Consider the following 14,089-nt stretch of genomic DNA (forward strand, 5'->3'; position numbering starts at 1 on the left):
GCGTTTATTTTCGCTTTCGTCTGACTGACTACCGGGTTGTGAAGCCGCTTTCGAAGCCGCTTCGCCGTGTCAGTGGAGGCGCATTATAGGGAGTTCTCAGAGTCTGACAACCCCTAATTTGAAAAAAACTTTCAAGCGTCGTTTTTTTACTCAAAACGGCACTAAAGTGCCAGTTTTTCGAGCCTTTCAAAGCCGTAACGTTGTAAAACGGGCATTAATTGCGCAGTTTCAGGCGTGAACGCCATACAATAGGCAATATTCGGATCTGCAGACGCCGCTTCAGGCGCTTCATGTTCCAGTAACCAAACGGTACGCCTTGCAATAGCGGCACCGGAATCAATCAGCCTCGTCCCCTCAGGTAACACTTCCAACAGTTCTTCCTGTAATAAAGGGAAATGCGTGCAGCCTAATACAACGGTATCCGGCGGCTCCGACATCCGTAACCACGGCCGCAGGATTTTACGCAGCTCGTCCAGCGGTACAGGCTCACCATGAAGCTTCGCCTCCGCCAGCTCCACCAGTTCGGCAGACCCCAGCATCTCAATTTTGCATTCGGTAGCAAATCGGGAGATAAGCTCGTGGGTATAAGGACGCTTGACCGTGCCGCGCGTTGCCAACAGACCCACAACCCCATTTGTCGTCAAACGCGCAGCCGGTTTAATCGCAGGCACAACGCCAACAACAGGGAAGTCGAACTTTTCGCGTAAAGCAGGGAGGGAAACAGTGCTTGCGGTATTACAGGCAATAACAGCGAGGGCTAAAGGATAATGCTGCTGGACAGCAGTCACTATTGAGACCACCCGGTCGACGATAAACTCTTCGCTCTTTTCGCCGTATGGAAACGCCACGTTATCGAAGGCGTAGATGTAATGAAGATCCGGCAGAAGCTGCCGAATCTCATTGTAGACGGACAGCCCACCAACGCCGGAGTCAAAAACCAGCACGGTGGGATGTGCATCAGAAGGTGTAGCTGCCAGACAAGTAGTATTCCCGTCCTGCAGTATGGTAGCCATAAACCGTCTCGTAATCTTTATCGAACAGGTTAGCTATTCTACCACGAACGGTCAGTTGTGACGTGACTGGATACGACAAGGCAACATCCCACAGGCTGACACCGCCCATTTTCACGGTTTGCCCGGTATTGAAATCGGTATCGTAGCGTGAGCCCAGATAATGATAAGTGACGCTCCAGTCCAGGTCGTAGAGCGCCCAGTCAAGCTGGTACTTCACCTGCTGTTTGGCACGACGCACCAACGGTGCATCCGTCAGGCCATTGCGAGCGTCAACATAGTCATAGCTAACGCTGTGCTGCACAGGGCCGGTGTCAAAGGATGCTGTACCTTCAATACCTTTAATGTTGGCCTTGCCGACGTTGTAATAGCTATTCGTCCCCATGTTGAAGTCGATCAGGTTATCAATCAGGTTACGGTAGCCCGAAACGCGCCAGTTCACGCCGGAAGTTAACCCTTCAAATGCGCCTTCCCACTGACGGCTTTCTTCTGGATTCAGATCTCTGTTCCCGTAGAAGCCAAACAGCTGTCCCTGGTTTGGCGCCTTAAACGCCGTACCGTAGGAGGCAATGAAGCGATACCCCTCAACGAATTCCCAGGCTGCGCTGCTTTGCCAGGTGCCGTGATTACCGAACTCTGAGTTGTTATCGTTACGCGCGGCGCCTTCAAAGGTGAAATCACCCAGCTTTTGCAGCGCTGTCAGATAGACGCCGGTATTACGCTGGTCGTAGCCGTCAGTTACATAGTTAGTACCCGGTTCAGTGCTTTGCTTCTGCCAGTCAACGCCCGCCCCGACATTCCCTGCGCCGAGATCAACAGAGTTAGTCCACTGCAGGTTGTACTGCTTGATTTCATCGAGGGTAGCGCTTGAGTCGTAGCGACCGAGGCGCGGATCGAAGTTGTAATCTTTGCTGTGGCCGTAGCTGGAAATCAGCTGTGAGTGGAAGATATCGTTATTAAATCGCAGGCCCGCATCCCATGTCTGACTGTAGAGCTGGCGGGTATCTACCAGCACACCTGGGACATAGCTGCTGTTGTCATAGGCCGTACGGTTATCGTACCCGTAGCCACGCACAAAGCCGCTCCATTGCTCAGAAAAGCTATGCTCAAGCGCTCCGTAAAGAGATTTACTCATGAAGCCGTCGCGATCGGGCTGACGCAGGCCGCCGGTGTTGCCATCGGCTACAACGTCAAAGCCTTTGGTGTACTCATAGTTGCCGGCCAGAGTCACGCGAGTGCTATCCCCCAGCTTTTGCTGTGTGCTGGCGTCATAGTTCTGGTAGCCGTTTGAGCCCACTCCCGCCGTCAGCGTTGTGCCGTCTTTATCACGGGTGGTGATAATGTTGATGACCCCGCCGATAGCATCAGAGCCATAGACAGCTGAACGAGGCCCACGGATGTACTCTACGCGCTGAACAAGAGAGACTGGAATCTGGCTGAGGTCGGAAGAGCCGGTCACACCGGCCTGATTAAGGCGGATGCCGTCAATCAGCACCAGCACATGGCTGGAATTAGTCCCGCGAATGAACACTGAGGAGAGCTGACCAAGGCCACCATTTTGCGCAATATCTACCCCCGGCAGGCGGCGCATCACGTCAGTCAGCGATTTTGACTGCCAGCGATCGATATCTTCACGCGTGACCACCGAAGTCGGCGCCAGAACACTACTTACCGGTTGCTGAAAACGGTTCGCAGTGACCACCAGAGTGTTGTCGGTATTGCTGTCCTGCGCCCAAACTGAAAAAGCCGTTGCGGACAGAGCCGTCAACAGCGAAACCTTCTTTATCATCATTTATATAAGCATCCGCTTTCGACCAGGATGCCGCAGATATGGCAAATAGCACGCGATAGCCATATCACTTGCGACGTCGTTCCGGCAGGTCTTCGGGCTTGGAGGCTTAATTAAGATGAGGACTTCCCGCTTATATAAGAAAGCAGTGTCTGCATAATGCGTTCATCTTGCCGTTCCTTACCGCTGCGCGTCAGCCCCAGAATCACACTGGGTTCCCTTTTAACTCTCAGGAGGCCGGAAAAGCCATGCTACCGTTAGGCTTATACGGATGTCCAGACTTCCGGCTGAACTTCTTAACGCGATCGGGCTGGACATCCCGGGTCGAATCCCTACAATCGCCGCGTAGTTTGTATTCATTGACCGACTGGATGGCTAGCCATGACCCCTGAACACCTCCCGACAGATCAGTACGACGCGCAACTGGCGGAAAAAGTCACTCGCCTCGAAGGCATGATGGCGCCTTTTGCCGCACCGGCCCCGGAGGTATTCCGCTCACCGGTAAGTCACTACCGCATGCGAGCTGAGTTCCGCATCTGGCATGAAGGTGATGACCTGTATCACATCATGTTCGATCAGCAGACTAAAAGCCGTATTCGGGTCAACAGCTTCCCGGCAGCCAGTGAGCTTATTAACGCCCTGATGCCAGCTATGCTGGATGGCGTCCGCGATATTCCAGCCCTGCGCCACAAGCTGTTCCAGATTGACTACCTGACTACCCTGAGCAATCAGGCCGTGGTGTCTTTGCTCTACCACCGCAAGCTGGATGATGAATGGCAGCAGCATGCCGAGGCGCTGCGCGACAGCCTGCGCGCCCGTGGCTTTAACGTGCATTTGATTGGCCGTGCAACAAAAACCAAGATTGAGCTGGACCAAGATTTTATCGACGAACGCCTGCCGGTTGCCGGTAAAGAGATGATTTACCGCCAGGTTGAGAACAGCTTCACTCAGCCAAACGCGGCCATGAATATTCAGATGCTGGAATGGGCGCTGAGCGCGACAGAAAATTCAAGCGGCGACCTGCTGGAGCTCTACTGCGGGAACGGCAACTTCTCGCTGGCTCTGGCCCGCAACTTCGACCGTGTGCTGGCGACCGAAATCGCTAAACCGTCCGTGGCTGCGGCGCAGTACAACATCGCAGCCAACAATATTGATAACGTGCAGATTATCCGCATGGCGGCGGAAGAGTTTACCCAGGCGATGAACGGCGTAAGGGAGTTTAACCGCCTGCAGGGAATCGATCTCAAAAGCTATCACTGCGAAACCATTTTTGTCGATCCACCGCGCAGCGGCCTGGATGCTGACACGGTAAAAATGGTGCAGGCCTACCCGCATATCCTTTATATCTCATGCAATCCACAGACGCTGTGCGAGAACCTGGAAACATTATCCCAGACTCACAACATCACCCGTCTGGCACTGTTTGACCAGTTCCCGTACACGCATCACATGGAATGCGGCGTACTGCTCACGCGCAAATAGAAAAAGGACGCCTCGGCGTCCTTTTTCTATTTATCGGGCTTACTCAGCCGCTTCTGATTTGCGGGAGCGAACTTTAAACAAAATCCAGAACAGCACAACCACCGACAGAATCGAAGGGATAAAGTTAGAGCCAATCGCCGGGTATTCAACGCGAACCACTGAACTATAAAGCAGCACGCCTAACACAAAACAGGCTGCAGCAAGGCTCGGTAACCCAACCGGCATCGTACGGTTCTGATAGCGCTGATGCAGGCAACAAACCGCCAGCACCAGAGCAATAATAGGAAATATCGAGAACGGAACAACCGAGCTGAACAGCGCGGCAAAAGATCCGTTAATCGACAGACCAGCGATTAACGCCAGCGCCAGCGTACCTCTATCTTGTAACTGTTTCATTGCTCGTTCCTTCACTCTTCGGATAAATGAGCCAGTGCCATTTTTTCTTGTTCCCGGCGATACCAGTAGTAAGCCCCTTTCGAGATCATACGTAGCTGCAACACCAGTCGCTCTTCGAGCTGACGACGCTGTTCAATATCAACGTCCAGCGCTTCGGCACCTGCACTAAAAACAATCGTGACCATCGCTTCCGCCTGCGCTTCGGTGAAGCTGCGAGGCATGCGATTTTCGAGTTCTAAATAGTCGGCAAGTTCCGCAATAAAGTGCTGAATTTCACGGGCAACCGCGGCACGAAACGCCGCAGACGTGCCTGAACGTTCACGCAACAACAGGCGGAAAGCGTTAGGGTTATTGCCGATAAACTCCATGAACGTTGACACTGAGGTACGGATCACGCTGCCGCCTTTGGCGATGCGCTGCCGCGCCTGCCGCATTAACTGCCGCAGCATCAGGCCACTTTCGTCTACCATTGTAAGACCAAGTTCATCAACATCGCGGAAATGGCGATAAAATGACGTTGGCGCAATACCGGCTTCGCGGGCAACTTCACGCAGGCTCAGGCTGGCAAAGCTTCTTTCGGCGCTTAGCTGGCTAAATGCTGCCTCGACTAAAGAACGCCTGGTTCTCTCTTTTTGTTGCGCTCTTACACCCATCATATTGCCTGAATCCTTCAAACAGAGCTGGAACTATATCAGAGAATCAAGCTACCGCTTTTATAGTGTATTGTGAATGATTGTTTACGGAACATTGACCTGCCCAGGCGGGAAAAAGCACAACGAGAATTGGGGAAATTCCTGGTTGATGTTACCATCGTGTTGCCTTTATGTATAAAAACAGGTAAGCCTTACCATGCCACAAACCTACGATTATGACGCAATAGTGATTGGTTCCGGTCCCGGAGGCGAAGGTGCCGCCATGGGGCTGGTGAAACAAGGAGCCAGGGTAGCGGTGATTGAGCGCTACCACAATGTCGGCGGCGGTTGCACCCATTGGGGCACCATCCCTTCGAAAGCCCTCCGCCACGCCGTCAGCCGCATTATTGAATTCAATCAAAACCCGTTATACAGCGACCACACTCACCTTCTTCGCTCCTCTTTTGCCGACATCCTGAACCACGCCGACAGCGTGATTAACCAGCAAACTCGCATGCGCCAGGGCTTTTACGAGCGTAACCGCTGCGAAATGCTGCAGGGCGATGCGCACTTTGTGGATGAGCACACTGTCGAGCTTCTGTGCCACGATGGGTCGGTCGAAACCTACACCGCCGAGAAGTTTGTCATTGCCTGCGGTTCTCGCCCTTACCGCCCGCCAGAAGTTGATTTTACCCACCCACGTATCTACGACAGCGACTCAATTCTCAGCCTGCATCACGAACCGCGCCACGTGATCATCTATGGTGCCGGGGTGATCGGCTGTGAGTACGCATCGATCTTCCGCGGGATGAACGTCAAAGTTGATCTGATCAACACTCGCGATCGCCTGCTGGCTTTCCTCGATCAGGAAATGTCGGATTCACTTTCCTATCACTTCTGGAACAGCGGCGTGGTTATTCGCCACAACGAAGAGTTTGAGAAGATTGAAGGCGTGGACGACGGCGTGATTGTTTCTCTGAAGTCCGGCAAAAAAGTGAAGGCGGATTGCCTGCTTTACGCCAACGGACGTACCGGGAATACGGATTCACTGGCGCTGGAAAATATCGGGCTCGAAGCCGACAGCCGTGGACTCATCAAGGTCAACAGCATGTACCAGACCGCGCTGCCGCATATTTACGCGGTGGGTGACGTGATCGGTTATCCAAGCCTGGCTTCAGCAGCCTACGATCAAGGCCGTATCGCCGCTCAGGCGCTGGTGAAAGGGGAAGCCACAGGGCATCTGATCGAAGATATTCCGACCGGCATCTACACCATTCCAGAAATCAGCTCCGTGGGCAAAACGGAACAACAGCTAACCTCGATGAAAGTGCCTTACGAAGTGGGCCGGGCGCAGTTTAAACATCTCGCGCGGGCGCAAATCGTGGGTATGAACGTTGGGACGCTGAAAATTCTGTTCCACCGTGAGACGAAAGAAATTCTGGGGATCCACTGCTTTGGCGAGCGCGCGGCCGAAATCATTCACATCGGCCAGGCGATTATGGAGCAGAAAGGTGGCGGTAACACCATTGAGTACTTCGTTAACACCACCTTTAACTACCCAACAATGGCGGAAGCCTATCGGGTAGCGGCGCTTAACGGCTTAAATCGCCTGTTTTAGCGCTGAGTCGAAATGGCCATCCATCTGCGTGCGGATGGCCTCTGCCAGCTGCTCATAGCGGCTGCGCAGCGGTGATCCCGGACGATAAACCAGGCCGACGGTACGACGCGGTTCTGGTTTATAACACGGCAGATAAACTACGCCGTCTCGCTGGCGTTCATGCGGCACAGCCAGGGCTGGCAAAAGCGTGATGCCACTTCCTGCAGCCACCATGTTACGCAGCGTCTCTAAGCTTGTTGCCCGGAAATGGGTATCTTCATCCGCACCCGCTTCAAAGCAAAAGCCCATAGCCTGATCGCGCAGGCAGTGCCCATCTTCCAGCATCAGCAGCTTTTCACCAGCCAGATCGGACATCGGCACGCGGTCACGGTTCGCCCACGGGTGATCCTGGTAAACCGCCAGCACCATCGGCTCATCAAACAGCGGCACCTCGATAAACGCTTCGCTCTCTTTTACCAGCGCCAGAATGGCACAGTCCAGCTTGCCGCTGTCGAGCTGCGCCAGCAGCTGATGGGTCTGGGCTTCATGCAGATACATTTCCAGCTTAGGGAAAGTCTGATGCAGCATAGGAATAATTTGCGGGAGCAGGTAAGGCCCCACAGTTGGGATCAGGCCAATATGCAGCGGGCCGGACATGGCTTCGCCCTGCTGGCTTGCCATCTCTTTCAGTACTTTGACTTCACGCAGCACCGTCCGCGCCTGATCCACCAGCAGCAACCCCGCCTGGGTGAACAGCACTTTACGGCTGGTACGCTCCAGCAGCATAACGCCCAGTTCATCTTCCAGCTTGCGAATCTGGCCGCTCAGGGTCGGCTGGCTAACGTGACAGGCATCCGCTGCCCGACGAAAATGGCGGTGCTCGGCCAGCGCCACCAGGTATTCAAGATCTCGAATATTCATTCTCTATCCTCCTGCGCCACGATAGTTCATGGCGATAGATAGCATAGCAACGAACGATTATCCCTATCAAGCAATGTTGGTGAATAATAGCCAGCAACAGCAAGGCGCATCGCTCTGACTTACCCCAGAACGACGCGCGGCTGCAGAGACTCTCTGTTCTCTGAACCTGACGAATTATTAAAGCCAACGTGAACTTTTAGCGGACAGTATGTCCGCTTTTTTTTGTTCAAATTTCGAGGGGATTAGACCAGGCGCTGTTTCGCGTCAGCGATAGCCTGAGCAACCTGCTTAGGTGAAACACCGCCTTTCGCGGCGCGCTTGTCGAGGCAGGACTGCAGCGACAGGATCGGATACACATCGTCGCCAATAACCTCGCTGAACTTCTGCAGGTCGGCCAGGGTTAAGGCTTCCAGCGCTTTACCTTGTTTAATCGCTTCGACGACAGCCTCGCCGACAATGTGGTGAGCTTCACGGAACGGCACGCCTTTAGCAACAAGGTAATCCGCCAGCTCGGTGGCGTTGGCATAGCCTTGCTCAGCTGCTTCCTGGCAGCGAGGACGTTTAACCTGAATGCCGTCCAGCACCAGCACGGACATATGCAGACAATCAAGCCAGGTATCGAGGGCGTCGAACAGGCCTTCTTTGTCTTCCTGCATATCTTTGTTATACGCCAGCGGCAGGCCTTTGAGGGTCATCATCATACCGGTCAGGGCGCCCTGCACTCGGCCGCACTTGCCGCGGATCAGCTCCAGCGCATCCGGGTTTTTCTTCTGCGGCATCAGGGAGGAACCAGAAGTCACGCGATCGGACAGCTCAACAAAACCGGCTTCCCCGGTGTTGAAGAAGATCAGATCTTCTGCAAAACGGGACAGGTGAACCATGCCGATAGAAGCGTTGGACAGCAGTTCCAGCACATGATCGCGGTCAGAAACACTGTCGAGGCTATTGCGGGTCGCGGAAGCAAAACCTAACCAGCCGGCAAGCTGTTCGCGGTCAATTTCATAGGCGGTGCCTGCCAGCGCGCCGCTGCCCAGCGGGCTGACGTCCAGGCGCTGCAGAGTGCTTTGCAAACGGCTTTCATCGCGCGCCAGCATCTCAACGTACGCCAGGCACCAGTGAGCAAAAGTGACCGGCTGCGCGCGCTGCAGGTGTGTATAACCCGGCATCACCGCATCCTGATTGGCTTCGGCTGTTTCAATTAATGCTTGCTGTACCTGGCGGGTGGCAGCCAGCAGCTCGCTGATTTGCATTTTGCACCACAGCTTCAGGTCGGTGGCGACCTGATCGTTGCGGCTACGGCCAGTGTGGAGTTTTTTACCCAGCGCACCGACTTTATCGATCAGCTTGCCTTCCACCCAGCTGTGAATATCTTCCGCGTTGCTTTCCAGAATAGCCTGCGGGTTAACCTGCACTTCTTCCAGCAAGACTTTCAGGGCCTGCTCAAGCTGCTGTTGCTCAGCTTCAGTCAGCACGCCCACGGTGACCAACGCTTTGGACCAGGCGACAGAACCTACGATGTCTTGCTCAGCCAGGCGATAGTCAAAGCGTAAAGAGTCATTGAATTGCTTAAACCGCCGATCGGCTGCCTGAGTAAAACGCCCACCCCAAAGTGCCATAGTCATGCTCCATTCATCATATTGATATTCGTTTGCCCCTCACACATTCCCGGCCTGGGAACACGTGAGGGTAAAAAATTACTTCTTAAGTTCGTTCAGCGCACGGATACGGGAAGAGAGCGAGAACAGACGGATAAAGCCGCCCGCGTGGCTGTGATCGTAAACTTCATCTTCGCCAAAGGTCGCAAACTCTTCGCTGTAGAGGCTGTTCGGGGATTTTTTCTGAATCGCCGTCACCTGGCCTTTATACAGCTGCAGCACAACTTCGCCGTTCACTTCTTCCGCCAGCGACTCGGCAGATGCCTGCAGAGATTTACGCAGAGGTGCAAACCAGCGGCCATCGTACACAACGTAGGACATTTCGAGACCCAACTGCTCACGCCATTTGAAAGAGTCACGATCCAGCACCAGCTGCTCAACGCCACGCAGCGCAGCCATCATAATGGTGCCCCCTGGGGTTTCATAGCAACCACGAGACTTAATACCCACCAGACGGTTTTCAACGATATCGATACGGCCAATACCGTGCCTGGCCCCGATAGCGTTCAGGGTTTCCAGACACTTGAATGGGCTCATCGCTTCCCCGTTCACGGCCACAACCTTGCCCTGCTTAACGGTCACAGTGACCTGTTCAGCCTGATCCGGCGCTTCCTGCGGGTCAACGGTCCACACCCAACAGTCTTTGTTCGGGGCATTCCACGGGCTTTCCAGCACGCCACCTTCGGTAGAAATGTGCCAGGCGTTTTCGTCACGGCTGTAGATTTTTTCCAGTGAGGCCGTCGTCGGGATATCACGCTCTTTCAGGTAATCGAGCAGCGCTTCACGGGAACGCAGGTTCCACTCACGCCACGGGGCAACAACCTTCAGATGCGGAGCCAGCGCGGCCCAGGTAGATTCAAAACGCACCTGGTCGTTACCTTTACCGGTTGCGCCGTGGCACAGCGCATCTGCGCCCACTTTATTCGCCACATCCACCAGCGCTTTAGCGATCAGCGGACGCGCCATAGAAGTGCCGAGCAGATAGCTGCCTTCATACAGCGCCCCGGTCTGCAGCACAGGGTAAACATAGTCGCTGATAAACTCTTCACGCGCATCGACCACGTAGCACTCAGACGCCCCGGAGCGCAGCGCTTTCTGCTCAACGCCTTTCAGATCTTCACGATCCTGACCGATATCCACCACGCAGGCGACCACTTCGCAGCCGCCGTAGTTCTCTTTCAGCCATGGAATGATGGCTGAAGTGTCGAGGCCACCAGAGTATGCGAGAACGATTTTTTTGATGCCGTGATTTTGCATTGTCTTGTCCTTGTTAAAACTATTCTTTGTCTATGCCAGAATCCGGGTGCCGATAGCCACACCGTTGAATAAAGAGGGTAGCTGATCCGCGTGGCGCCATGAGGCAATATCCACCGGGCGTCCCAGGGTACGGGCCGCATCCAGCGCCGCGTTCACTTTCACAATCATGCCGTCGGTAATAATGCCTTGCTCAATCAGCTGTTCGGCTTTGGCCGCCGTCATCTCAGCGATGCGCTGACCTTTACCGTCCAGGATACCGCTCACGTCGGACAACAGAATCAAATCCGCGCCGAGCGTTGCGGCCAGCGCCGTTGCCGCCTGATCCGCATTGACGTTCATCAGCTCGCCTTCAGTGGTCACACCGATGGAGCTAACAATCGGCAGGAAGCCGTTTTCCAGCAGCGTATTAATCAGTTTTGGCGAACCCGGTTTAGCCAGGCCGACGTGACCAAGCGCTTCGTCAAGCTGAGTCACCGTAACGCTATCCCCGTCACCGAGGCTCAAGCCAACGCCGTTAATGCCATGCTTCTTCGCCCAGGCCAGCAGCGTCTTGTTGGCCGTGCCCGCCAGCGCACCGGTAATAATGTCAATCTGGTCGGCAGGCGTCACACGCAGGCCGTTTTTCTTTTGTACCGGCAACGCCAGCTTCTTCATCAGCTCATCCACCAGGCAACCGCCGCCGTGAACAATCACCAGCGGACGCTGATGGGACTGGCGATAGTTCACCAGCGCGGTAAACAGGCGCTCCAACGCCTCTTCGCTATCCAGCAGCACGCCGCCCAATTTGATAATTAAAGGATTCATCATTTCACCCGACCGACGGTTAAATAAGGGACTGCGTTTCGGTGAAGCCAAAACGAATATTAAGACACTGTACTGCCTGCGCCGCGGCACCTTTCAGCAGGTTATCCTCGGTGGCAACAACAATCAGGTGCTCATCCTGCACGGCAAAGCCGATGTCGCAGAACGGCAGGCCAACCACATTTTTCAGCGCCGGAACGCCTTTTTCGTACAGGCGAACCAGCGGCTTGTCGCCGTAAGCCTGGGTAAACGTCTCCGCGATCTGCTGCTGCGTAACGCCAGCTTTCAGGCGACAGGTAATCGTCGCCAAAATGCCACGCGGGAAATTGCCGAGGTGCGGGGTGAAAATCACCGACGCGCCAAGATGGGTCGCGATTTCTGGTTGATGACGATGATTAAACACGCCGTAAGGCTGCAGGCTAACTTCGCAGAAGCTGTTGGAAATCGCGGCCTTGCGCCCGGCACCGCTGACGCCGCTGGTGGCGTTGATCACCGGCCACTGGTTCAAATCCAGCAGATCGGCATCGATCAGCGGCTTCAGCGCCAGCTGAGACGCCGTCGGATAGCAGCCCGGCACGGCAATTAAATTGCTCTCTTTGAGCGCAGCGCCCTGCCATTCGGCCAGGCCATAAACCGCTTTTTCCAGCAGCTCAGGATGCTGATGGGTAAAACCGTAATAACGTTCATAGAACGCCGGGTCGTTGACGCGGAACGCGCCTGAGAGATCGATCACCACGCAGCCTGCCGCCAGGAACTGCGGAGCCAGATCGTGGCTGACTTCGTGGGCGGTGGCGAGGAACACCACATCCACACCCTCGCTAAACTCACTGATGTCGGACATCGCCTGCAGCGGCAGATCAACAATGCCCTTTAACTGCGGATGCAAATCAGATATCAATTTTCCTGCATCTGAGCTTTGCGCTGAAACCGTCAAAGCGGTTATGTTCATATCAGGATGGCGATTCAAATAGCTTACAAGCTCTGCGCCTGCATAACCGCTTGCACCCACAATCAGCGTATTCAACATCTGGGTCGTTCACCTTGTCTTTTCGGTCTGCTCAGAGTGCCAGCCTGACGCTTTCACCCACGTCCGTTAGCGTGGTTTTTTATTCACCGGAACGCTTAACTGTTCCTTTACGCTCAACGTTATTGTATTTTTATTCACAATTAATGCATGAATATTGATACTATCCTAACCTAAGGCCTGTCAACAGTGAAGATGAAATTACCGCCTTTTATCGAGATCTACCGCGCCCTGATCGCGACACCTTCCATCAGCGCCACCGACAGCGCGCTGGATCAAAGCAATGAGTCTTTAATCAATTTACTGGCGGGCTGGTTCCGCGACCTCGGTTTTAACGTCGAAATTCAGCCTGTGCCAGGCACTCGCAATAAATTCAATATGCTGGCGAGCAGCGGCCAGGGCGCTGGCGGCCTGTTACTGGCAGGGCACACCGATACTGTGCCGTTCGACGATGGCCGCTGGACGCGGGACCCGTTTACCCTGACCGAGCACGACAACAAGCTTTACGGCCTGGGTACCGCCGACATGAAAGGGTTCTTCGCGTTCATTCTGGATGCGCTGCGCGACGTGGATGTGACAACCCTGAAAAAGCCGCTCTACATATTGGCCACCGCCGATGAAGAGACCACCATGGCAGGTGCACGCTATTTCGCTGAAACAACCTCGCTTCGCCCGGACTGTGCAATCATCGGTGAACCGACATCGCTACAGCCGGTACGTGCGCACAAAGGACACTTGTCTAACGCCATTCGTATTCTGGGGCAGTCCGGCCACTCGAGCGATCCGGCACGCGGCGTTAACGCCATTGAACTGATGCATGATGCCATCGGCCACATTCTCACGCTGCGCAATACGCTGAAAGATCGCTATCACCATGACGCCTTCACCGTGCCGTATCCAACCCTCAACTTAGGACACATTAACGGCGGCGACGCGGCAAACCGCATTTGTGCATGTTGCGAACTTCACATGGACATTCGCCCGCTGCCGGGTATGACATTAAACGATCTGAACGGTTTACTGACTGAAGCATTAGAACCGGTAAGCCAGCGCTGGCCTGGCCGCCTGACGGTCTCTGAACTTCATCCGCCGATCCCAGGCTACGAATGCCCGCCGGACCACCAGCTCGTGCAGGTCGTTGAGAAACTGCTCGGCGCGCAAACGGAAGTGGTGAACTACTGTACCGAAGCACCGTTTATCCAGACCGTATGCCCAACGCTGGTGCTTGGTCCTGGCTCCATCAACCAGGCTCACCAGCCGGATGAATACATCGATACCCGCTTCATCAAGCCAACCCGGGAGTTAATCACTCAGGTAGTGCATCATTTTTGTTGGCATTAATTAATCGCGGCAAAAGGGGGTTTTACCCCCTTTTTAATCTGGAATAATCACTATTCCTATAAGAAATGCTTATGTGCGAAGTTGGTAATTAAATTTCATAAATTCGCGTCATTTCCTCGTTTGCTGAAACGATTTCGTAGCAATTGACGAATGGTTTATGACGTGGCTTTATAAAAGGCGGTGT

General features: G+C 54.3%; 12 protein-coding genes and 1 riboswitch. Of the genes, 3 read left to right on the top strand and 9 right to left on the bottom strand.

Annotation, left to right across the window (positions count from 1 at the left end):
• Positions 1–161: 161 nt before the first annotated feature.
• Positions 162–1,013, bottom strand: a complete 852-nt coding sequence (gene murI / locus F3J28_RS20355) for a glutamate racemase (protein ID WP_166879262.1) — start codon at positions 1,011–1,013, stop codon at positions 162–164.
• Positions 958–2,799 carry a TonB-dependent vitamin B12 receptor BtuB gene (gene btuB, locus F3J28_RS20360; protein ID WP_166879444.1) on the bottom strand — a complete coding sequence of 614 codons (1,842 nt, stop codon included), beginning with the start codon at positions 2,797–2,799 and terminating at the stop codon, positions 958–960. Before btuB ends, murI begins: the two co-directional genes overlap by 56 nt.
• A 69-nt stretch (positions 2,800–2,868) precedes the next feature.
• Positions 2,869–3,056, bottom strand: a riboswitch (cobalamin riboswitch).
• A 124-nt stretch (positions 3,057–3,180) separates the two neighbouring features.
• On the opposite strand from btuB, the gene trmA reads away from it, so the two are divergent.
• Positions 3,181–4,281, top strand: coding sequence for a tRNA (uridine(54)-C5)-methyltransferase TrmA (trmA, locus tag F3J28_RS20365; RefSeq protein ID WP_166879263.1), 1,101 nt, complete (start codon positions 3,181–3,183; stop codon positions 4,279–4,281).
• A gap of 39 nt (positions 4,282–4,320) precedes the next feature.
• Here the strand turns inward: trmA and F3J28_RS20370 are convergent, their stop codons facing one another.
• Together F3J28_RS20370 and fabR are read right to left on the bottom strand one after the other, a co-directional pair.
• The gene (locus tag F3J28_RS20370; protein WP_008457577.1) at positions 4,321–4,677 is read right to left on the bottom strand and encodes a YijD family membrane protein; all 357 of its coding nucleotides are present in this window, start codon (positions 4,675–4,677) and stop codon (positions 4,321–4,323) included.
• Positions 4,678–4,688: 11 nt separating this feature from the next.
• Positions 4,689–5,330 carry an HTH-type transcriptional repressor FabR gene (fabR, locus tag F3J28_RS20375; protein ID WP_039289193.1) on the bottom strand — a complete coding sequence of 214 codons (642 nt, stop codon included), beginning with the start codon at positions 5,328–5,330 and terminating at the stop codon, positions 4,689–4,691.
• A 196-nt stretch (positions 5,331–5,526) separates the two neighbouring features.
• Between fabR and sthA the strand changes: the two genes are divergently transcribed.
• A complete protein-coding gene (sthA, locus tag F3J28_RS20380; RefSeq protein ID WP_008457573.1) occupies positions 5,527–6,927 on the top strand; it encodes a Si-specific NAD(P)(+) transhydrogenase in 1,401 nt (466 codons plus the stop codon).
• On the opposite strand, the gene oxyR is transcribed toward sthA, so the two are convergent.
• The 5 genes from oxyR to argC all read right to left on the bottom strand — a co-directional run bounded on the left by oxyR (position 6,910) and on the right by argC (position 12,567).
• A complete protein-coding gene (gene oxyR / locus F3J28_RS20385) occupies positions 6,910–7,827 on the bottom strand; it encodes a DNA-binding transcriptional regulator OxyR (RefSeq protein ID WP_008457571.1) in 918 nt (305 codons plus the stop codon). The genes sthA and oxyR overlap by 18 nt on opposite strands.
• Positions 7,828–8,069: 242 nt before the next feature.
• Positions 8,070–9,443 carry an argininosuccinate lyase gene (gene argH / locus F3J28_RS20390; RefSeq protein ID WP_166879447.1) on the bottom strand — a complete coding sequence of 458 codons (1,374 nt, stop codon included), beginning with the start codon at positions 9,441–9,443 and terminating at the stop codon, positions 8,070–8,072.
• Positions 9,444–9,521: 78 nt separating this feature from the next.
• A complete protein-coding gene (locus tag F3J28_RS20395) occupies positions 9,522–10,739 on the bottom strand; it encodes an argininosuccinate synthase (protein WP_008457567.1) in 1,218 nt (405 codons plus the stop codon).
• Between the two features lie 30 nt (positions 10,740–10,769).
• The gene (argB, locus tag F3J28_RS20400) at positions 10,770–11,546 is read right to left on the bottom strand and encodes an acetylglutamate kinase (RefSeq protein WP_156107012.1); all 777 of its coding nucleotides are present in this window, start codon (positions 11,544–11,546) and stop codon (positions 10,770–10,772) included.
• 16 nt (positions 11,547–11,562) lie between these two features.
• A complete protein-coding gene (gene argC, locus F3J28_RS20405; protein WP_166879266.1) occupies positions 11,563–12,567 on the bottom strand; it encodes an N-acetyl-gamma-glutamyl-phosphate reductase in 1,005 nt (334 codons plus the stop codon).
• 186 nt (positions 12,568–12,753) lie between these two features.
• Here argC and argE point away from each other — a divergent pair, with 186 nt between their 5' ends.
• On the top strand, positions 12,754–13,905 hold the full coding sequence (gene argE, locus F3J28_RS20410; protein ID WP_034808745.1) for an acetylornithine deacetylase: 1,152 nt from the start codon (positions 12,754–12,756) through the stop codon (positions 13,903–13,905).
• The last annotated feature ends 184 nt before the right edge of the window (positions 13,906–14,089 follow it).

This window comes from Enterobacter sp. Ap-1006, assembly GCF_011752835.1.
In the GTDB taxonomy this organism is placed as follows: Bacteria; Pseudomonadota; Gammaproteobacteria; order Enterobacterales; family Enterobacteriaceae; genus Cedecea.